The organism is Siminovitchia fortis, assembly GCF_007681465.1.
In the GTDB taxonomy this organism is placed as follows: domain Bacteria; phylum Bacillota; class Bacilli; order Bacillales; family Bacillaceae_C; genus Siminovitchia; species Siminovitchia fortis.
On record NZ_VEKZ01000023.1, the window covers coordinates 1 to 19,828 of the forward strand.

Consider the following 19,828-nt stretch of genomic DNA (forward strand, 5'->3'; position numbering starts at 1 on the left):
CGCTGGGCGCTGGAGCTGGACAAAGAAAGGCTTCTTTTGAAAAAAATTTTCATATCAGCTTATACTTTCTTTTACTTTAAAAGAAAAGGGCGGTTTCTGCACTTCCTTCCAAGGCAGTGCAGGAACCGTCCTTATTTAATAGACAACAACCGGATCGTAAGTGCTGAGATTGTCGTACACAATTTTCATTACATCAGGAGGCGTGTTGACGCATCCGGCCGAACCTTCCGTAAGATAGGCATTACTTGCCCAGTTTTTTCGCCAGTCAGCATCGTGAAATCCTTGTCCGTCGTTTGTGAATGGAACCCAGTATTTTACATCAACAGAGTAATTGGGATTGCCTACTGCGCTTCCCCTAAGTGTATAGGGAGAGGCTTTGTAAAGAACATACCAAACACCTGGATGAGTTCCTTCATTGGTGCTCATTTTGCCGGTCACGACATTCGTAGTGACTGCCAACTTTCCATTTTTATAAATCCAAATGCGCTGTTCTGCAATGGATACTTCAGCGTATGTGTCCCCAATCCCGTTGTTTGTTGTTGTTTCATAGCCGATCGCATCATAGTCCCAGCCATTCCCATAAATATTGGAAGCAGAAATAGATTCCTTCCCTTTTTCAAAAGCCTTCACGAGCATTGCCGTTTCTTTCTCGGCATCGATTGCCCAGCCATAGCCCTGGCCTCTTACTGAGATGACCTTTCCAGAATGGGTTTTGAATTTAAAATCTTTATTCAATGTTGATTGGGCGCTGTTAATTTCGTCTATTTTTTTCTGAATGTCACTTTCAGTGATAGAAACCTTCCCGTCATTTGAGATGGAGGCCTTTTTAACCAATTCATCCGCTTTTAAAGTGTACACTTTGTCCTGCACTTTATAGTCGATGGTTCGCTGCATGAAATCCTGCAGCTTTTTCTCATTTTCTTTTATAATCGGGCTGTCCTCTTTGATTGGCTGTATGAAAACAGGCTTCAAGTGGATATCGCTTGTGTAGACTTGTTTATCATAATCTTTTAATAAAGCGGCGATATCATATTGTTCTCCATCAATACTTTCAGAGATGACAATTTTGTCTTGTTCCCACTTCACCTGGGCATCTTGGGGTGCTTTTAAACTCTTATTCAATGATTGGAGCTTTTCTTCTACTTGTTTTTTCATCGTTTCGCTTCGAAACTGATCCGTCTTTTTGGGTGCCAGGGAATAATTTTTCTCCTTTGTGGAAGGAAAAAACGTCCACTGGCTTTTCAATAATTTTTTAACTTCGGACATATCTTGATCTGTGAATGCCATCTGCGTATCTTTTTCATCCAAAATCAGTTCTTTTCCTATATAGACCCTGTTTTTTAAAGTGGATGTTTTTAATTTATCCATCACCTGATCAGCGGTGAGGCCGCCGACTTTGATGCCGTTAATCATAATGTTCGGATTGAACCGGGTAGCCTGATAATAGCTCAATCCCGCAAATATTAAAGCGATAATAATGATAGTGCCAATGATAATAAAATTGCGCTTTGCGGGTTTTTTGGATCGATTGCCCCGCCCAACATCAATTGGTTCATTTACCGCACTCATAAACATTCCCTCCGTTACTGGTAATCCGGCAATTGGTCATATTACAATTCTATTACAATTATACTACAATATGTTTGGCGAGGAGTTTGTCACATTTTGTAAGGTGTGAAATTTTTAAAAACCTTTAATGAAAGTTGCATAAGGAAAAGAGGATTTTAATGCAGGTTTGATAAAATTAAGCTATCCATATGTTTAAAATAAAATTGATTTCATGAAAAAATATACCTAAGATCAAGGAGACCAATATGAACTATCTTGGAAAGTACTCGCAAATGCCGCCGACATTTGAAAAATTAAAAAAGTTAGAGCTGATTCTTGAAAAAGAAGGATATTTCCTTGAAAGGGATTTAGGCCTTATCTTTCAGTCCGACTACTTTGCATATGATGTTACCCCCTATGATGTCATTACATTTGCAAGTACTGGTTGTGATGGAATACATTTCGGATTGTTAACTGACTTTGGAACAGTATCTGATTTAGAGGATGCTTTTGTTGTATGCATCAGTCCCATGGATTTCGGTTCACATATAAAGATTGTTGCCAGAAATATAAGGGAGTTTGTTGGTTTAATCTGTACAATGAAAGATGCAGTAACGGTTTCCAACTTTAATCATATGAAAGAAGAGGAAGAGTATCTGCGTTTGCTCAAAAAACTAAAACAAGAAGACAGTGAAAATGAGGAATACATAGAGAGAGCTAATTATGTAGCAGAAAAGATAAAATCCGCTATCGGATGTGAAATAATTGAGGATGTATATCATTATGTAGAAAGAAAAGTATTGGCAGAAAGAGAGAAACAAATAATTATATCAACCCTTGACGGTATAGGAATAATAACCTTTGAAAATGTTAATAGCAGCCATACTATCTACAAACTTGAAGAGGATGTGAATATTGACCTGAATGAAATAAAATCTTTTTTTAATAATGCAACGACAGAAAGCAAGCTGGCTTTCATACGAGATGCCCAATTTACTCTCTTGATCTCAAATGAAATAGAGTTAAAAGAATTAGTCATGAATGAAATGATTCAATTAGGTTTAAATGATGAAGTGGATAGATTAAGGAATATAGACCAGAGTAATCTCCCAGAGAGTAATAGTTTTTCTACGAGTGCTTTTTTGGAATTAGACTAGATTATTAATGTTCTTTGGTGATATATAGAGAGCCGCTCCAGCGATGGACTTACGGCTTTTCTTGTTTATGTCGAAACAGATTTTCCCCCGGGATTTTCCGAAATTAATCATAAGGACAGAGCAGGCTCGAATATTTTACTTTGAGGGAAGTTCTGTAAAAAGGGGAGTTTTTTAAAAAATGGGGAGATCTCAGTGGAGTGGTTACCTTGATGCTATAGATGCTGCTTTAGACCAAGGAATGGCAGCGAAGGAAGTGGTTTGCTCCATTACGACTGGTTTTCGCCAGATTCCTTCGCTGCGGAATGCTCCGGGGTTGAATCCGTATCATGCGACTGTGGCTGATATTGGCTACGGTTTTGATGCAGTCAGAGGGACGATTAAACGGCTTCGCAGTGGCGAAACGATTTCCCTTGGAAAAGAGATGCTTGTTTTTGACCTGGATACATTGCGAATTAGCGAAAAACAAATGAGCCCTAATTTTGAGCTGGTAGCAAAAGAAGCGACATTGGAAACTCAATATTTAATCGACCAAAGCCGGCTTTTAAACAGGCAGATTGCCCAAAAAATTCATGAGGCAAATCGGTACGGCAAGGCTCTTTTGGGAACGGAATGGAATGTGATTCTGAAACGCATCCAAAATGTTCAGGCCATTCCGCGGCTTTAGCAGATTATTGAAAGGGTGAGAAGGGCATGCCGCATCAAACTTCCGTTCATATGAATGCAGAGGAACAACAGCGCTTATTGGAATGGTGGGGAGCGACTGAGCGGGGAACAGCAGTGGTGAAGCGGCTGGTTTCATATATTACGGAACTCAGGTTGAATCCTGAATCAAGCCACGCTGATGGGATGGTTTTATTTTACCGTGCTGCATCGGAGGTTTCCTATGGTTATGCCGGGATGAGGGGCTGTATCCGCCGTGCTTTCACACCTGAATATTCCGGGTTTCTTCGGAATAATATTGTCAGGTGCCACAGTTTTGCGCGAAAATATTCTGTTGATACGAAGGTTCTTCTGGAACGGGTCGCCAAGCAAATCAGTGGGGCAGAGGCGCTGCAGATTGTAGAAAGAATCCGGGAAACACTTATTGAAAATGATGCGGCTCTAACAGAAATAGAGAACAAAGCGGATGCATTTTTTGGCAAAGAAACCTTTGAAAAATTGCAAACCAGCCTGAAGAAATCTATTACCTTGCCTCCTTCCCAATAAAAAACTCAAAAAATCAGCTATAACCGTAACATAACGTCCGGTTATAGCTGATTTTACATTCTCTATTTAAAAGCAGGTATTTTTTTCAATACGATACAAATCGGAATGGCGACAGCGATGCCGATGACACTTTGCACGATATCCCCGGGAATGGAGGTTAATGGTACGATCCAGTTGCCATATATTAAGCTTTCCCAAAGATAATAGCCGGCGATCATCGGAGGTACTGAAATGATGATTCCCAATAGGTTGTATGCGATGCTGTTTCCTTTGCGGCCACCCGCCCAGGCAATTTTTCCAACGATATAGCCCTGTAATGCGCGTGTTAAAAAGGTGATGGGCGACCACAATGCCCAGCCTGAGACAAGGTCAAACAAACCCATGCCGACAGACCCGGCGAACGCGCCTTTTTTGGGGCCAAATACGATGGCTGAAATAAAAAGCATGGCCGAACCAAGATGAACCAGGCCTCCATTTATCGAAATAGGCAGTTTAATATTTAAGAGCATGGTGGACACAAATACGAGTGCCGTCAACATGGCTGTCAGGATGAGATCAAAAGTTTTAGTTTTAGAGCTGGAATAGCTTGCTGTTCTTTCCATCTTGCAGACCTTCTTTCATGATATATAAGTTAATAAAATAATTGCTCCTGGTTGTCTGTTTCTTTGGATTTATTAATAATTTAGCAAAGAAGTGATCTCTTTGAAAGTGTCACTTTTACAAAAAGTGTGAGGGTCAGTTTGTGTTGAGGGTCAATATTGTAGAGAAAAGAAAATCACTATCCTGCCGGTTGGGAGGATAGTGATTTTCTGAAATAAAGATTTATATCAAATAAGTCGGGTGCCATGGTTTAACAGTTTTGTGATGGTAGGTTGATTTCTGTTTCATTGGAAGGATTCCAATTTTCGGCAGTCCTGTTAGACCGAAGGCACTGCTTATATTAATTTCGAACAAGATAATCAAATGCACCCAAAGCAGCTGTAGCACCTGATCCCATGGAAATGATGATTTGCTTATAGGCACTGTCGGTGCAGTCACCCGCAGCAAATACACCAGGCAGTGTAGTGGCACCTTTTTTGTCCACCACAATTTCTCCCATTTTTGTGCGTTCAATTGTATCGTCCAGCCAATCGGTGTTTGGCACAAGGCCGATCTGGACGAATACACCTTGCAATTCTATGTGATGCTCTTCTCCGGTTTCGCGGTCAACGTAGGTGATGCCATTTACTTTGTCGGTACCGGTAATTTCCTTGGTTTGTGCGTTTTTGATCACTGTCACATTTGGAAGGCTGTAAAGGCGGTCTTGCAAGACAGAGTCAGCTTTCAACTCTGGAGCAAATTCAAGGACCGTTACATGCTTCACAATACCTGCGAGATCAATGGCCGCTTCAATACCGGAATTACCTCCGCCAATGACGGCTACGTCTTTTCCTTCAAATAATGGGCCATCACAGTGAGGGCAGTAGGCGACACCTTTGTTTTTGAATTCCGCTTCGCCCGGAACGCCGACATTGCGCCAGCGGGCGCCTGTTGAAAGGATCACCGTTTTGCTCTTAAGAACAGCTCCGTTCTCCAGTTCAATCTCAATGAGATCTTTCTTTTGCAGGCCTGTCGCGCGCTGTGAGCTCATAATATCCACATCATACTGCTTCACATGCTCCTCAAGGCTTGCCGCAAGCTTAGGACCTTCCGTGCGCTTCACGCTGATAAAGTTCTCAATGCCGACAGTGTCCATAATCTGGCCGCCAAAGCGTTCAGCCACTACACCTGTCCGAATGCCTTTGCGTGCGGCATAGACGGCTGCACTGGCGCCGGCAGGACCGCCGCCGACAACGAGGACATCAAAAGGTTCCTTAGCGGAAAGCTCGGCAGGATCTACACTGCTGCCCAACTTCGCAAGGATTTCTTCAAGGCTCATACGGCCGCTGCCAAATTCCTCTCCATTTAGGAAGACTGTTGGAACAGCCATGACGCCTTTGCTTTCCACTTCTTCTTTAAAAGCAGCACCGTCTATCATTGTGTGGCTGATGTCAGGATTCAGAACGCTCATCACGTTCAGTGCCTGAACAACATCAGGACAGTTGTTGCAGCTCAGGCTCACGTAAGTTTCAAAGTGATAATCGCCTTGCAGGCTCTTCACTTGGTCGATGACATCCTGTTCGACTTTTGGAGCCCGTCCACTCACCTGAAGCAAAGCCAAAACGAAGGAAGTGAATTCATGACCGAGAGGGATACCGGCGAAAGTGATCCCGGTATCTTCTCCCATGCGATTGACACTGAAGCTTGGCGTCCTGTCCAAGGTTGTTTTTTCTACTTTTATTTTGGAAGACATCTCTGTCAACTCATCCATCAAAGCCAGCATATCTTTTGATACATCATCGGCTCCTGCACTGACTTTTAACAGTACGTCGCCTTCCATCAATTGTAGATATTGTCTAAGTTGTTCCTTAATATCTGCATCCAGTATCATTGATAGCACTCCTTAAATTTTACCTACAAGGTCAAGGCTTGGTTTAAGAGTTTCAGAGCCTTCTTTCCATTTTGCAGGGCAAACTTCGCCAGGATTGTTGCGTACATATTGTGCAGCTTTAATTTTGTCGATAAGAGTACTTGCGTCACGGCCGATGCCTTCAGCGTTGATTTCAACTGCTTGGATGACGCCGTCCGGGTCGATGATAAACGTACCGCGGTCTGCGCGGCCTTCTTCTGGAACAAACACTTCGAACATTTGAGAAAGTTTGTGTGCAGGGTCGCCAATCATCGTATAAGTAATTTTGCCGATGGCATCAGATGTATCGTGCCATGCTTTATGTGTAAAATGGGAATCTCTTGAAACAGAGAAAACTTCCACTCCAAGTTCCTGAAGGGCAGGATATTGATCTTGCAAGTCTTCAAGTTCAGTTGGGCAGACGAAAGTGAAGTCTGCTGGGTAGAAACAAACGACGCTCCAATGGCCTTTGAAATCTTCATCGGTGACATCGAGAAACTCACCGTTTTTGTAGGCTTGTGCTGTGAATGGTTCTACTTCTTTTCCAATTAGGGACATAATGAAAATTCCTCCTTGATGTATTTTTATAGATAGCAAGTTTATGGGCGCTATCTATATTGTTTTCTTTTTTACAATGATTATTATATAGGACAAATTATTAATGTCAAGGAATAAATTAAAATTATTTTAATTAGATATAGGTTATCGATTATGAAAACGCAATCATATAAATGGCCAGAAAGATCAAGTTTTAGGTGCCTTTAGAGAATATAACGGCTGTTCACCTGATTGCCTGAAAGCAATCTTATCATCCGTAAATGAGATTTTATACCTTTAAATGAAAAGAGAAACTACTTCTAGCAAATTATAAAGTTGGCTTTCGACATTGTTGTTATAATAAGAGAGTGTCAAAACTAAAAGGGGACTATTTCATACAAATAGACCTTTCGACAAAATGCGGGGAGTGACAGGCACTGTATGAATAAGAAGGACATAGCCAATATTCGTAAACAATTCAAGCTTGATAATGATTTGTTGACTATCACCAATATTTTTAATGTCTACATAAGGAAAGAGAGCAGCGACATTTATCATCAGGAAAGCCGTCCGTTTCCGATGTTGGACAGGGAACAGCAAGAGTTGTTCATGAATAACTTTAAGAAGGTGCTGACAGGCCAGCTTGATGTGAAGTTATTTGAAGTGAAGTTTCAGGACCAGGCGGAGGATCACACTCGTATTATTCTTCATGAAGGTTTGCAAGCAGATGATGTAGAAGAATGGAAAGAGCAAATGCTTCTTCTCGTTGATAAAATGTTTAAGGATGTTCAGTACGAGAAGGACATGGTCGTCACTTTCATTCGCGGAGAATATTTTAAACCGACAAAAAGAAGTAGTGAGGAAGCGGAAGAGAGCGATCGGGATGAGGTGTATTCGCATCCTTTTATTCTCTGCAGCATCAACCAGACGGAGCAGCCGAAAAGATCTTTGGTGTTTGATTATGTTGAGAAGGAATTCAAATCGAGCGTTGAGGTTGATTCGATTATCAATCTTGCATCTCCTGTCGCAGGATTTTTATTCCCAAGTTTTACAGATAATTCCGCTGATGTAAACCGAGTGTTGTACTCGGCGGGCAAAGCGAATAAACCTGATTATCACTTTATCGAAGATGTTTTGAATGGCGAAGAGATCATGACTGCCCAGGAAGACAAGGCTGTTTTTGAATTTGTCGTAAATGAAGTGGTGGGAGGCCAGGTGGATACGCATACGCTTGCCAATGTATACGAAGAAATAAACCGGATGATGGATGAAGAGGAAGAAGAGGAGGAAGTCACTCCTACATTGGATTATAAAGATGTGGAACGTGTGTTAAAAGTGAGCGGTGTGGAAGATGTCGATGCAGATAAGGTGGAAATGGCATTCCAAAAAGTCGTTGATGATGAAAAATACGAGCTGAAAGCAAGCAGCATTGTCCCGAAATATACATCGAAATCGATCAAAATCGAAACGAAAGTCGCAAATATTTCTATCAGCCCCAAAGACTTGAAATATGTCAGGCAGGTTAATTTTAACGGCAAGCGCTGCTTGATGATCGAGGTTGATGAAGATGCCATGATTGAAGGCTTTAAATTGATTCCGGAGGCATCGCTGGGCTAAAGCTATAAAAACTTGGGTGTTAATTATAAGATAAACGGAATTACGACCGCATCTTTGGTAGCCAAGCGGCCGCTATGCCTCCCGTTTTTTTGGTTTCACTGCCTTTCGGTAGTCATACGGTCGCTATGCCTCCCGTGTTTTCAGTTTCACTGCCTCTTCGGTAGCCAAACGGCCGCTATGCCTCCCGTGTTTTGAGTTTCGCCGCCTCTTCGGTAGTCATACGGTTGCTATGCCTCCCGTGTTCTTAGTTTCACTACTTCTTCGGTAGCCAAGCGGCCGCTATGATTGCATTTTCCCGAGTTTTTCCTTCGGGGGCAGGTCGTTTTCTAATAAACCCTTTGAATAGCCGAACGCTTTTTTAGTGAGGTTTACTAACTCAAGTTTCGGACATGATAAATAAATCTCAACACTTGGCATTAAAGGGATAGTACAGATTTTATTATCACTAGTATTAAGCAACTAAATTTGTGTGCTTTTAGGCAATCCTCTACATCATTGCCATTGTTGCGGGTAACCTTATCATAAAGTCTCTTTGCTAGCCGGAACATTGCATTTCGATTAACATGATAGGCGAAGCATAATTGAGGATTTAACCAATTTTTTAAAAAAAGGAGAAATTCACATGGCGCTTGTCAATCATCAAATTATTTTAGCTGAAAGACCAAAAGGCATGCCGGATAGCGGCACATTTAAATTTGTAAAAAAAGATGTAGAAGAACTGAAAGAAGGCCAGATACTTGTTCGAACCCTGTTTGTATCTGTTGATCCTTACATGAGAGGCAGGATGCAGGACGCTGAATCATATGTGGAGCCTTTTAAAGTAAATGAAGTGATTGAAGGCGGGGCCATTGGCGAGGTGATGGAATCAAAATCCGGGAGCTTCAAGCAAGGCGATGTTGTTATTGGTATGTTTGGCTGGCAGGAGTACTATGTTGCAAATGAGAAGGAAATTAGAAAAATTGATCCATCACTTGCTCCCATATCAACACATTTAGGCATATTGGGGATGACGGGTTTGACGGCATATTTTGGCTTGCTTGATATTGGACAGCCGAAGGAAGGGGAGACGGTTGTCGTGTCGGGAGCAGCAGGCGCTGTTGGATCTGCAGTTGGGCAAATAGCGAAAATAAAAGGTGCACGTGTCGTGGGCATAGCTGGTTCCGATGAAAAAATCAATTTCTTGAAAGAAGAATGGGGCTTTGATGAAGGCATCAACTACCGAACTGCGAAAGATCTTGAAAGTGAAGTAAAGCGTGCCTGTCCGGACGGTGTGGATGTGTATTTCGATAATGTCGGCGGAGAGATTTCTGATGCTGTATTTACCCAATTAAATCGATATGCGCGCATTCCGGTTTGTGGAGCTATTTCTACCTATAACCTTGAAGAAGTTGATATCGGACCACGCGTACAGCCGACGCTGATTAAGAAAAGTGCATTGATGCAAGGTTTCACTGTAGGAAATTATTCGGAACGTTTCAATGAAGGGGCAATGCAGCTCGGCCAATGGCTGCAAGAAGGGAAACTCAAATATCGTGAAACCATAAAAGAAGGATTTGAAAATATCCCCAATGCGTTTCTTGACCTCTTCAAGGGAAATAATATTGGTAAGCTTTTGGTGAAAGTTGCTGAGCGTAAGTATGTGGAATAAGAAAAAGGGCTGGTCAGGCCCTTTTTCAAAAACAAATATTATCTTACAAAAGAAATGCCAGCCCTTGGAATAGGGTCGCAATGCCTCCCGAGTTTTCAAATTCTCGGTTTCTTCGGCAGCCATACGGTCGCAATCCCTCCCGTTTATATAAAATAGGGAACCCGCAGGCGGGGTTCCCTAGCTCACATCCTTCACCGCCCGAATAAATTCCTTCATCGCCGGTTTATCGGCAGTTTTCATCCAATTGGACAGCTCTTGATCTTTGTTTTTAAAATAGAGGCCGAGTACCTCTTTCAGTTCCTCTCGATAATGGGAATCTGTTTCACTCTCCTCTTGAAGTGCCTGCACCATGTAAAACCAATCCCTTTTTTCGTCGGCAAAAGGCCGTTCCGGATACTCCTTGGCAATGGCCAGAGCATGTTCGAAGGTTTTTCCTTCATACAATTCCACCGCTAGCCAGCTTCCGATAAAGCGATGGCTGTTATCCAGCTTCATCACCTGTTTAAATTGTTCGCTTGCTTCTTTTAATTTGCCTTGTTTCATTAACGCACTGGCATAAATGGCCTGATCGTAGCTTTCAAGATGGCCGTCAGCCGCCGCTTCATACTGATTAAACCATCTGTTGAAGGCCCCCCATTGCTGTTTCTCATAATAGTATTCAACAAGCCTGAATATGGCTTGCGGGGAGTTTGTCTTTTCCGCATAGGCTTGCAAATAGGGAATGCTTTTTTCATTCTCGGTCGCATGCTTGTCGGATGATTCAGCATCCATCAGCCTGACAATCATACGCAAACTGTGAATATCGTCCGGATCTTTTTCGTAATTAGATTGATAGGCTGCCAACGCTTTTTTTAGTTTTTTGTCAACCAGCAATTGGTCGGCCTTCGTCATGCTGCGTTCCTTTAAATAAAAGAAAGGCAAGTTTCCCATCGTATCCTGATCCAGCCGATAGCCGTTGCTGCGTGTAATCAGCTCTCCATCAGCGCGGTAGGCTTCAACAGACCATGAAAATCTATTATCCGTATTTGTAAATGCCAACAATGACTTTGGGCTTACCGTAGACAGATCATCACCGGGGAATATTACTCCAAGCGGATGATCATATACCTCTTCGGCCGGCACTTTGATTTGATTGTCCGTGATGTATGATTTAAATACCGTACTGATCGAGCCGGAATCAATATCCGCCCCCAGGTTAAGCTGGTAATAGTCTGCACCTTCGATCTTCTCCCAGGAAAAGAGAATATGTTTATCTGTTATTTTTTGCTGGTTGACCGGAGATTTTATATCTATTAATTTTTGCAAAGTGATATCATAAGTGAATGTCTTTTTTTCCCCGACATCAATCCATTCATCCATAGTAACCGGCCATGTCCAGCCATCGATTTGGTCAAAGCTTAATCCTATAGTAATTTGATAGCTTCCGGGCAATACTCCCGAAATATTGAAATATCCATCTGCATCTGTTGTTTGTTGGTAAGGCTCATCCGGAGTAATACTGCTGCCTGCGTCTTCTTCTGCCTGTAAAAAGACGCCTGCATTTGCTACGGGTGTGCCATCGCTGTATACAATTCTTCCTTTGACTGTATTATTGATATGGCTTTGTTGTGCTAAAGCAGTTTGCAAACTTTTTTTCAAAGATAGAAGTTCTTCATAACCGGCGGGTATTTCATCAGCCTCCCGAGAATCTTTTTCCGCCGGTATTTCCTCATATTGCGCTAAGGCATTTTGAACCTCCTTATAAGCATCCTGTACATGACCTTGACGGAGTTTGATTTCTGCTTTCTTCTGGGCGATTTTTGCTTGGAAATAATCATTTTCCGGGTCATTGCTTTTACTCATTTCTTGTAAAAGCTGTTTGGCTGCCGAATAATCAGCTTGTTCAATCAAGATTTGCGTTTGTTCTAATTGAAGCTCCTGACCTACCCAAGAATCGCTGCTGCCGGCTGTTCGTTCGATGGCTTTTTGCAGGATGTCCTGCGCTTTATCAACTTGGCCAATGGTCTTATAATGAACCGCAAGCTGTTTTGCCGCAGAAGCGAAATACTCATCTATCGGACCTTTTGTCACATACATGTTCAGATAAGGATACATTTCATCCCAGGTAAATGTAACATCACGGTCAGGATGGCTGACTTGGGAAAACGCCGGCCCAATGTATACATCAAATTGGCCTGCCATATAATCATCCAGCATATAGTTCTGGATGATTTTCCATTTTTGCGAGTCCAAAATCATGCTGCTATCGAGTGATTGCAATAGCTTTGTCTTGGCTGCTGCCTGGCCGTACTCCACTTGCTTTTTCGCTATATATATTTGAAGTTGCGGCCCAATGACAAAAACGATCAATGGAATACTTATCAAAATAAGGGCAGCATGCTTCACTTTTATTTTAATCTTCATACCGCATCACCGTCTTTTCCAGGTCTTCTTTCCAATAGACATACCCATCGATCTCAACCAGTTCGTCCGCCTTCGCTGTCATGGGATCGGAAATGTAATCGTAGTTGGTGAAATATTTAACTCCGAGTGATAAACATATCACCGTACAAATCGCAGCCAATGGAAGGAGAGGGAGTTCAATTTCTTTATTCCAAATCAGCCTGGCTTTTTCCTTCCAAGTAATTTGACGGAGACGGTCTATGACTTCCCGCTGTTTGGTAAACTTGATATCGTCCATCTCGTTATCGAGCTGCTTTTTAAATGCTTCCCGTTGTATTTTCATTGAGGTCCTCTCCTTTCGTCAATAGATCTTTCAATAGCAGCCGGGCTCGTTTTAGTCTTGATTTCACTGTGTTTTCATTTGTTTTGGTTTGTGCTGCAATTTCCGAGATTTTCATTTCATTAAAATAATATAATGTAATCACTTCGCGGTATTTATAATCCAACTGCTGAATGGCTTCACTTATATTGTGATCCAATGCCATATCAACGATTGCTTCTTCGGGACTTTGAGCGGTTTCATCACCATTGATACGTTCCACAGCATCAAAGTGAAGAAAGATATTTTTCCATTGCCATTTTCGCATCCGGGAGCGGCACTGGTTAAGGACAATGGCGGTAAGCCAGCTCTTTAGTTTTTCGGGATTCTCCAGCTGATGAATTTTTTCAAAAGCAGTAATAAAAGTATCCTGAACAGCTTCTTCAGCTGTTTGATAATCTTTCACGAGCAAATAAGCGGTGCGTAATAAGTAATCCCCGTATTGATGCATTACTTCCATTAAGGCGTGCTCATCTTTTTCTTTGAGTTTGTGAATGAAATCCAACGGCCGGCCCCCCTTTCTGAACGGGTATAATACATAGATGCAATTGGCGGTGAAATAGTTGCAAAAAGTAAAAAATATCTTTAATTCAACTATACAGGGATGTACCATTTTAGAGGATATTTTATTTTCCGTCTGTCATCATATATTTAATATTGCTTGAGGAACACTCAAAAAGAACCATTTTGAAAAACAAACAAAGAATTTGTGTTGCGTCCTTTGCATCTATGTGTTAGTATGATGGCTGTACATATGACCAAAACGTTCAAATGGTCACTTCTGTTGTATAAGTTCATTTCATCATATTTCGGGGAGTGACAGGCACCTCCCAAAAAAAGAAGGTGAAAAATAATTGTCTATTGACCGGAAGCAGCAAATCATAGGGGCAGCAACAAATTCTTTTTCCTTATTCGGCTACAAAGCTACGACAATGGATCAAATAGCCAAATTGGCCAATGTCGGCAAGGGAACGATTTACACATTTTACAAAAATAAAGAAGAATTGTTTCATGAAATCATTTCTTCCTTAATTCATGAAATGAAAGTATCTGTGGAAAATATCATACATGAAGATTTATCTTTTTATGAAAAGGTGGATCGTGCGCTTTTTAAATTACTGGAATACCGAACAGATCATCAACTGATGATAAAGCTCATCCAGGAAGAAAAAGAAATGGGAACCCCGGCTGTTAAAGATGTCGTCCAAAAGATAGAAAATACGATTGTCCAGTATGTTGGAAGAATTGTCCAAAAAGGAATAGAAAAGGGCGAAATTAAACCGTGCGATCCCGAAATCACAGCTTTTGTTATTTTAAAGCTCTATATTGCACTCATCTTCGACTGGGAGAAAGTCCATAAGCCGCTGGAGAAAGATGAAATATCGAAGCTGTTTAAATTGTATTTGTTAAATGGGTTATCCAAAAGATAATCCTTTATTTAAAGCGTATATGACCAAGTGAATGAAGTGGTCATAATTTATTTTCGTGAAATGACTAAATGAATATAATGGTCACTTGTTTGAAGGGAGAATAATGGTGTATGCAGAAATCAAGCTTTTTATCTGAATGGAAGCAAATTCTGGCAAATAAAAAGGTGCTTATCCCTATCATTGCAGTTGTCTTTGTTCCGTTGATGTATGCAGGGATGTTTCTTTGGGCTTTCTGGGATCCCTACGATTATTTGAGGGATTTGCCTGTTGCTGTCGTGAATGAGGATGCGGGGGCCGACTATGAAGGCGAGAATTTGGAACTGGGAAAGGAATTGGTTGATAAGCTAAAGGATAATGATCAATTTCAATTCCATTTTGCCACGAAAAAAGATGGTTATCGGGATTTGGAGAATCGGAAATATTATATGTTGATCGAAATTCCGAAGAATTTTTCGGAAAATGCAACTACCCTGATGGATGAAAAACCGAAGAAATTGGAACTGAAATATGTACCGAACGAGGCATATAATTTCCTTTCCTCTCAGATCGGGGAAACGGCGGCAAAAGAAATCAGGGCCGAAGTTGCCAAGGCCGTTACATCCACTTACGCTGAAACGATGTTTGATAAAGTAGGAGATGTGGCAGATGGCCTTGAAAAAGCCAGCGACGGCAGCGGGAAATTGGATAAGGGGGCAAAAGAGCTGGCAGACGGCTCCAAAGAGCTCAAGGACAATTTGGAGGTTCTGGCATCGAGTTCGATTGAATTTGAAAATGGAGTAACAAAAGCACGTTCCGGAACAGATGAACTGGCCGATGGTTCGAGGACTCTTGCCGGCGGAATGGATCAATTATCAGATGCCAGCAACAAGCTTGCCAGTGCATCCAAAGATGTTGAAAAAGGATCCAAGGCCCTAAATGGCGGCATTTCACAGGTTGAAAACGGTTTGCAAGAGGTCAACGGGAAAATGCCGGATTTAGTGGCGGGTACAGGAAAAGTCCAAGATGGTTTAAAACAGCTCCAGAATCAGTTGCCAAAACAGATGGCTGACGCTATCGGTGCAAAAATCAATGCAAGCAGCGGAGAGATGAATGCCGGCTTGGATCAACTGAATCAGGGAATCAAAGGCAAGCTGGAAAATGACCTTGTGAACGAATTATCAGGGCAGCTTTCTGCAGGGGTTGCAAAGGGAGCTGCCAACAACATTGAAAACATGCAAAAAGAACAGATGAATAAACTTTCTCAGGCGCTATTGGATAATGGAATTCCACAAGAAAAAGTCCAGGGAATCATTTCTCAAGTAACTGCTTCTTCCCCTTCGAAAGAACAAATTGAGCAATCAATGGCGAATCAACTTAAGCCGCAGGTAGAGGCAGGCATTAAGCAAGGAATGAGTCAAGCTACTGCAGGAATTGATAATGCTTTTAGCCTGTATAAGGGTGAAGTAAATAAGAAGCTCGGCGGATCTACTGCAGGTCTGGACAAAGAAATCCAAAAAGCGATTGATCCGGTGTTTGATCAATTGTCAAATGGTCTTGGAACCATCCAATCCGGCCAGGTTGCCCTTCAAAAAGGCGTCAGCCAATTATCGAATGGGGCAAAAGAACTTAGCGATGGATCTTCCAAGTTAAGCAGCGGCCAACAAGAGTATGTTAAGAACATGGAATTATTCAGACAAAAAATGAGAGAAGCAAATTCCGGTGCACACCAATTGTCAGATGGTGCCAATGAGTTAAGCAACGGAATGGGGCAGTTGGCGGACGGTTCATCCAAAATCAAAGACGGATCACAAAAACTGGCCGATGGTTCCGGGAAGCTTTCAGATGGGACATCTGAACTGCATGATGGAACTGCGGAGCTGCATGAGAAATTGAGTGATGCGGCAGAGGAAGCAAGCTCAGTAGAAGCCAATGATGATACGTATGATATGATGGGAAACCCCGTTAAGGTGGATAAGGAAGAAGTAAACCCGGTTCCTAACTACGGTACAGGTTTTGCGCCATATTTTATATCATTGGGATTATTTGTTGGTGCTTTATTGATGACGATTGTCTTTAATTTAAGGGAACCTGCCATAAAACCACGCAATGGCATTGCCTGGTTCCTGGGCAAATTCGGAGTCGTGGCTGTCACAGGAATAATACAGGCACTTTTGGTAGATGCTGTCTTAATATTTGGATTGGGGATTGAAGTGAAAAGTGTTCCATTGTTCATTTTCGTATCCATCATTACAAGTATAACCTTTATGACAATGATACAGCTCCTCGTCACAACACTGGGAGATCCGGGGCGGTTCATAGCGATTGTCATTCTTATTTTGCAGCTGACAACAAGCGCAGGTACATTCCCGCTGGAATTAATTCCAAAGATGCTGCAGCCATTCAATAACCTATTGCCGATGACCTATACTGTCCAGGCATTTAAAGCGGTCATTTCAAGCGGGGATTACTCATTTATGTGGCATAACATCGGAATACTGGCACTATACATTCTTGTCTGCACCGCGTTGACTGTCACATACTTTATTATCAAAAATAAAAAAACAAACAACCAGCATGCAGAAACTGCGGCATAAGCAAAATCGAAGACAGGGCTGTCCGAAAAGTGGAAATCCCCTAATACTCAATAATTAAAAATGCTGGTATATCAAGGTTTTTAGAACATGAAAAGGGGTGTCCAAAAGTCAAAAAAAATGACTTTCTGGACAGCCCCGTCTTTTTTGGTGTATGCAAAAAACTGACAAGCACAGGCTTGTCAGTCGTTTATTTTGTCTAAAAGTTCATAAAGGTCGCTCAGCTGCTGGATTTCATAGGAGGGCTCTACTTCGCTCCGCTCTTTTTCCTCTCTGTTAATCCAGACAGACTTGATACCCGCACGATTGGCTCCAAGGATATCCGTATTTAAGTTGTCGCCTACCATGATTACTTTGTTTTTTTCTAAAGAGACCAGAGACAGGGCATGTTCGAATATACCTTTGTCAGGCTTTCCTTTTCCGTAGCCGCCGGAAATGACGATATGGTCAAAGTATGGAGCGAGCTCCGGGGTGATGGCCAGCTTAGTATTCTGCAAATCTGGTGATCCGTTTGTAATAAGCACGAGAAGGTAATCCTTTTTCAATTCGTCGAGTACCTGGAATGTGTCCTCATATACGAATGGAACTTTCCTTCGGTTTTTTGGAAAAAGTTCGCCCAGCTCGGCGCCCAAATCCGGATCATCTACGCCCAATTGCTTTAATCCCAATGTCCAGGCATTTTTGCGATATTCCGGAACAATTTTGCTCAGCTTTTGAAAATCCTCTGTCTCGTCGCGGAAGTCCCCCCACAAGCCTTCAAACGGATTGATGCCGATCATTTGGGTAAAAGGATAAGTTTCATAGGAAGAATAGAGTTCTCTTGCCTTCTCCCGAACCGCTTCTTCCAATTCATCCGGATTTAATCCGCACCGTTCTTCAGCCGCTCTGCACGTTGCGGCAAATGCTTCTTTTACACTTCTTTTATCCCATAAAAGTGTATCGTCCAAATCAAAAAAAATTGCCTTAATCATTATTTTCCCCACTTTGAATTATAATTAAATCTACCACCATTTTACCTATAGAACAGATAAAAGTCATTGGCTAAAAAATTGCAGAATTTATTAACTATACATTTCCAAATTATATAATCTGAAATAAATTTCATATGATTAAATATGATTAATATAAAATCTTTACCAAATTTCGTAATATATCTGGAGGCTCATACATAAGAATGTTGCTTGAGGTTAATATGGGCATGAATTTTGCATATAAAAATAAGAAGGCATGAAATGCAACTTCTTTACTAAAAATTTGGAATTATCAGTCTGTAATTATGCGGAAAATATTAATAAAGGAGAAATCATATGAGCCTACTATCTTTAACTTGGACAGCTACCATTGTTCTCAGTGTTTTCTTTATTTGCATGTCGTTAATTTTTACAAAGAAAGCCAGCACAAGTTTCACGAACTTCGCCATCGCGGGAGGAACATTGCCTTTCATTTTGCTCTTATTTACTGATATTGCAACCATTATGGGTGTAGGAAACTTTGTCGGGCATTCTTCGAAGGGGTATGAAATCGGTTTGGCCAACATCCCTTTTGTTGTTGGGGAGCAGGGGGCAAAAGTCCTTTTTGCCCTCGTGTTTGCGGGCTTTGCTGCCAAATTTACTTATAAGACGCTTGCGGAATTAATGAATGACCTGCTGTTGCGGGACAGAATTTCTCGTGCGTTGGTTGGCCTGTTGACTTCATCCATTATGATTGCATGGGTTGGAGGCCAGGCAAAAGGGATGGGCGACTTGTTTTCTGTCTTCACGGGAACAGACCCAATTCCTATGATTGTGGTATTTTCGGCGGTATTCATTCTTTATACATTAATCGGAGGAATGTACTCAGTTGTATGGACCGATTTGATCCAGGGAGCATTGCTTATTGCCATTGCCATTTGGATTTATATAAAAGTTTTTGCCAAAGTCAATTTCAGCTTCTCTGAATTGAAAACAAGCTTAGGGGACGCAGGTGCAGGTCAATTGGCGGAAATGACATTGTCATTTGGAGAGGTATTTACGTTGTTTTTGACCGGAACTCTAGGAGTGCTTGCCGCACAGGTGTATTGGCAGCGCTGCTTTGCAGCCAAAAAACCGAAAGATGCCAGCCGGGCAATGTTTTACAGTGGAATCGTAGCCATTATTTTTACTTGTTTGGCAACTGTTTCCGGTTTGGTGGTCAAAGCGACGAACCCGGATCTTGATCCGAGCCAGGCAATCTCTTGGCTGATTTTGGAAGAGATGACACAACTTGTGGCATTAGGTTTCTTTATTCTTATTTATCTCGCTGCCATATCCAGTGCATCATCCCTGCTGCATTCGGCTGCAGTAGTCATTACAAATGATTTAGTCATCCCTAATACAAAAGGAAGAACAGATGATTTTTACATTAAATTTACTCGCTGGTGCATTTTGCTTGTTGGGATTTTCTCGGTAGGAGCCGCGGTTTGGGCGCAGTCAATCATTGGCCTGTTCAGTTTGGCATACACAATGGCCGGCGGCGGTGTCATACCTGTTCTAATCATTGGATTGCTGTGGAAACGCAGAAAACAGGAATCCTTTGATATGGGTACACAAAATAGCGGGGTATCAGTATGGGGCGGCCGAATTGGTTTGGTTTCCGGAGCCGCTGCATCCTTGGCTTTCGGAATTTTATGGGGAGTACTTATTTCATCGATACTAACGATCGTTCTGTCCCTTTTGTTGCCGACGGATCGTGATTCTCAACTGCCAAAAGAATCTGCAGTGCAATAATTTAAATAATCCTGGAGTGATGAAAGCCCTGTTACCTTTGTTCGCAGGAGGATAGGGGCTTTTATTTTTAAAAAAGGCTGCTGGTTGTTTTTATAAAATTTATAAAAAGGGATGTTAAAACC

16 protein-coding genes are annotated in these 19,828 nt (G+C 41.8%); 8 read left to right on the forward strand and 8 right to left on the reverse strand.

The genetic code is table 11. From position 1 onward, the window contains the following. Positions 1-135 precede the first annotated feature (135 nt). A complete protein-coding gene (locus tag FS666_RS09465; protein WP_144460737.1) occupies positions 136-1,569 on the reverse strand; it encodes a L,D-transpeptidase family protein in 1,434 nt (477 codons plus the stop codon). Positions 1,570-1,814: 245 nt separating this feature from the next. Here FS666_RS09465 and FS666_RS09470 point away from each other — a divergent pair, with 245 nt between their 5' ends. From FS666_RS09470 to FS666_RS09480, 3 genes are all read left to right on the forward strand, one after another. Beyond that, on the forward strand, positions 1,815-2,705 hold the full coding sequence (locus FS666_RS09470; protein ID WP_144460738.1) for a hypothetical protein: 891 nt from the start codon (positions 1,815-1,817) through the stop codon (positions 2,703-2,705). A 178-nt stretch (positions 2,706-2,883) separates the two neighbouring features. Further along, positions 2,884-3,369 carry a hypothetical protein gene (locus FS666_RS09475; RefSeq protein ID WP_144460739.1) on the forward strand — a complete coding sequence of 162 codons (486 nt, stop codon included), beginning with the start codon at positions 2,884-2,886 and terminating at the stop codon, positions 3,367-3,369. 26 nt (positions 3,370-3,395) lie between these two features. After that, positions 3,396-3,911, forward strand: coding sequence for a hypothetical protein (locus FS666_RS09480; RefSeq protein ID WP_144460740.1), 516 nt, complete (start codon positions 3,396-3,398; stop codon positions 3,909-3,911). 62 nt (positions 3,912-3,973) lie between these two features. On the opposite strand, the gene FS666_RS09485 is transcribed toward FS666_RS09480, so the two are convergent. The 3 genes from FS666_RS09485 to ahpC form a co-directional block, all read right to left on the reverse strand. Continuing rightward, positions 3,974-4,513, reverse strand: coding sequence for an ECF transporter S component (locus tag FS666_RS09485; RefSeq protein WP_144460741.1), 540 nt, complete (start codon positions 4,511-4,513; stop codon positions 3,974-3,976). Between the two features lie 338 nt (positions 4,514-4,851). Then, positions 4,852-6,381 carry an alkyl hydroperoxide reductase subunit F gene (gene ahpF, locus FS666_RS09490; protein WP_144460742.1) on the reverse strand — a complete coding sequence of 510 codons (1,530 nt, stop codon included), beginning with the start codon at positions 6,379-6,381 and terminating at the stop codon, positions 4,852-4,854. 12 nt (positions 6,382-6,393) lie between these two features. Next, a complete protein-coding gene (gene ahpC / locus FS666_RS09495; protein ID WP_144460743.1) occupies positions 6,394-6,957 on the reverse strand; it encodes an alkyl hydroperoxide reductase subunit C in 564 nt (187 codons plus the stop codon). Between the two features lie 420 nt (positions 6,958-7,377). Between ahpC and FS666_RS09500 the strand changes: the two genes are divergently transcribed. Together FS666_RS09500 and FS666_RS09505 are read left to right on the forward strand one after the other, a co-directional pair. After that, positions 7,378-8,553: a DUF4317 domain-containing protein gene (locus tag FS666_RS09500; RefSeq protein ID WP_144460744.1), complete on the forward strand. Its 1,176-nt coding sequence runs from the start codon at positions 7,378-7,380 to the stop codon at positions 8,551-8,553. Positions 8,554-9,175: 622 nt separating this feature from the next. Beyond that, complete coding sequence (locus FS666_RS09505; protein ID WP_144460745.1) at positions 9,176-10,201, forward strand: NADP-dependent oxidoreductase; 1,026 nt, start codon at positions 9,176-9,178, stop codon at positions 10,199-10,201. Between the two features lie 177 nt (positions 10,202-10,378). Here the strand turns inward: FS666_RS09505 and FS666_RS09510 are convergent, their stop codons facing one another. Genes FS666_RS09510 through FS666_RS09520 form a run of 3 tightly spaced genes read right to left on the reverse strand, consistent with a single transcriptional unit; the run spans position 10,379 to position 13,467 of the window. Beyond that, positions 10,379-12,604: a carboxypeptidase regulatory-like domain-containing protein gene (locus FS666_RS09510; RefSeq protein WP_144460746.1), complete on the reverse strand. Its 2,226-nt coding sequence runs from the start codon at positions 12,602-12,604 to the stop codon at positions 10,379-10,381. Next, the gene (locus FS666_RS09515) at positions 12,594-12,926 is read right to left on the reverse strand and encodes a hypothetical protein (protein ID WP_120071516.1); all 333 of its coding nucleotides are present in this window, start codon (positions 12,924-12,926) and stop codon (positions 12,594-12,596) included. The genes FS666_RS09510 and FS666_RS09515 overlap by 11 nt, the downstream gene beginning before the upstream one ends. Next, entirely contained in the window at positions 12,901-13,467 is a 567-nt protein-coding gene (locus FS666_RS09520) for a sigma-70 family RNA polymerase sigma factor (RefSeq protein ID WP_144460747.1), read from the reverse strand. The genes FS666_RS09515 and FS666_RS09520 overlap by 26 nt, the downstream gene beginning before the upstream one ends. A gap of 349 nt (positions 13,468-13,816) precedes the next feature. Between FS666_RS09520 and FS666_RS09525 the strand changes: the two genes are divergently transcribed. Both FS666_RS09525 and FS666_RS09530 read left to right on the forward strand, forming a co-directional pair. After that, positions 13,817-14,392: a TetR/AcrR family transcriptional regulator gene (locus FS666_RS09525; protein WP_144460748.1), complete on the forward strand. Its 576-nt coding sequence runs from the start codon at positions 13,817-13,819 to the stop codon at positions 14,390-14,392. Positions 14,393-14,502: 110 nt separating this feature from the next. After that, positions 14,503-16,965 (forward strand): YhgE/Pip domain-containing protein, encoded by a 2,463-nt coding sequence (locus FS666_RS09530; protein WP_144460749.1) that lies wholly within the window; start codon positions 14,503-14,505, stop codon positions 16,963-16,965. Between the two features lie 179 nt (positions 16,966-17,144). Here FS666_RS09530 and FS666_RS09535 read toward each other — a convergent pair whose 3' ends face one another. Beyond that, positions 17,145-17,933 (reverse strand): HAD family hydrolase, encoded by a 789-nt coding sequence (locus FS666_RS09535; RefSeq protein WP_120071507.1) that lies wholly within the window; start codon positions 17,931-17,933, stop codon positions 17,145-17,147. 336 nt (positions 17,934-18,269) lie between these two features. On the opposite strand from FS666_RS09535, the gene FS666_RS09540 reads away from it, so the two are divergent. Next, positions 18,270-19,706 (forward strand): sodium:solute symporter family protein, encoded by a 1,437-nt coding sequence (locus FS666_RS09540; protein WP_144460750.1) that lies wholly within the window; start codon positions 18,270-18,272, stop codon positions 19,704-19,706. Positions 19,707-19,828 lie beyond the last annotated feature (122 nt).

Coding starts and splice junctions, on each gene's coding strand:
- FS666_RS09510 (WP_144460746.1), bottom strand. CDS start 12,604: ATGAAGATTAAAATAAAAGTGAAGCATGCTGCCCTTATTTTGATAAGT.
- FS666_RS09475 (WP_144460739.1), top strand. CDS start 2,884: ATGGGGAGATCTCAGTGGAGTGGTTACCTTGATGCTATAGATGCTGCT.
- FS666_RS09515 (WP_120071516.1), bottom strand. CDS start 12,926: ATGAAAATACAACGGGAAGCATTTAAAAAGCAGCTCGATAACGAGATG.
- FS666_RS09535 (WP_120071507.1), bottom strand. CDS start 17,933: ATGATTAAGGCAATTTTTTTTGATTTGGACGATACACTTTTATGGGAT.
- ahpF (WP_144460742.1), bottom strand. CDS start 6,381: ATGATACTGGATGCAGATATTAAGGAACAACTTAGACAATATCTACAA.
- FS666_RS09465 (WP_144460737.1), bottom strand. CDS start 1,569: ATGAGTGCGGTAAATGAACCAATTGATGTTGGGCGGGGCAATCGATCC.
- FS666_RS09500 (WP_144460744.1), top strand. CDS start 7,378: ATGAATAAGAAGGACATAGCCAATATTCGTAAACAATTCAAGCTTGAT.
- FS666_RS09480 (WP_144460740.1), top strand. CDS start 3,396: ATGCCGCATCAAACTTCCGTTCATATGAATGCAGAGGAACAACAGCGC.
- FS666_RS09485 (WP_144460741.1), bottom strand. CDS start 4,513: ATGGAAAGAACAGCAAGCTATTCCAGCTCTAAAACTAAAACTTTTGAT.
- FS666_RS09505 (WP_144460745.1), top strand. CDS start 9,176: ATGGCGCTTGTCAATCATCAAATTATTTTAGCTGAAAGACCAAAAGGC.
- ahpC (WP_144460743.1), bottom strand. CDS start 6,957: ATGTCCCTAATTGGAAAAGAAGTAGAACCATTCACAGCACAAGCCTAC.
- FS666_RS09470 (WP_144460738.1), top strand. CDS start 1,815: ATGAACTATCTTGGAAAGTACTCGCAAATGCCGCCGACATTTGAAAAA.
- FS666_RS09530 (WP_144460749.1), top strand. CDS start 14,503: ATGCAGAAATCAAGCTTTTTATCTGAATGGAAGCAAATTCTGGCAAAT.
- FS666_RS09540 (WP_144460750.1), top strand. CDS start 18,270: ATGAGCCTACTATCTTTAACTTGGACAGCTACCATTGTTCTCAGTGTT.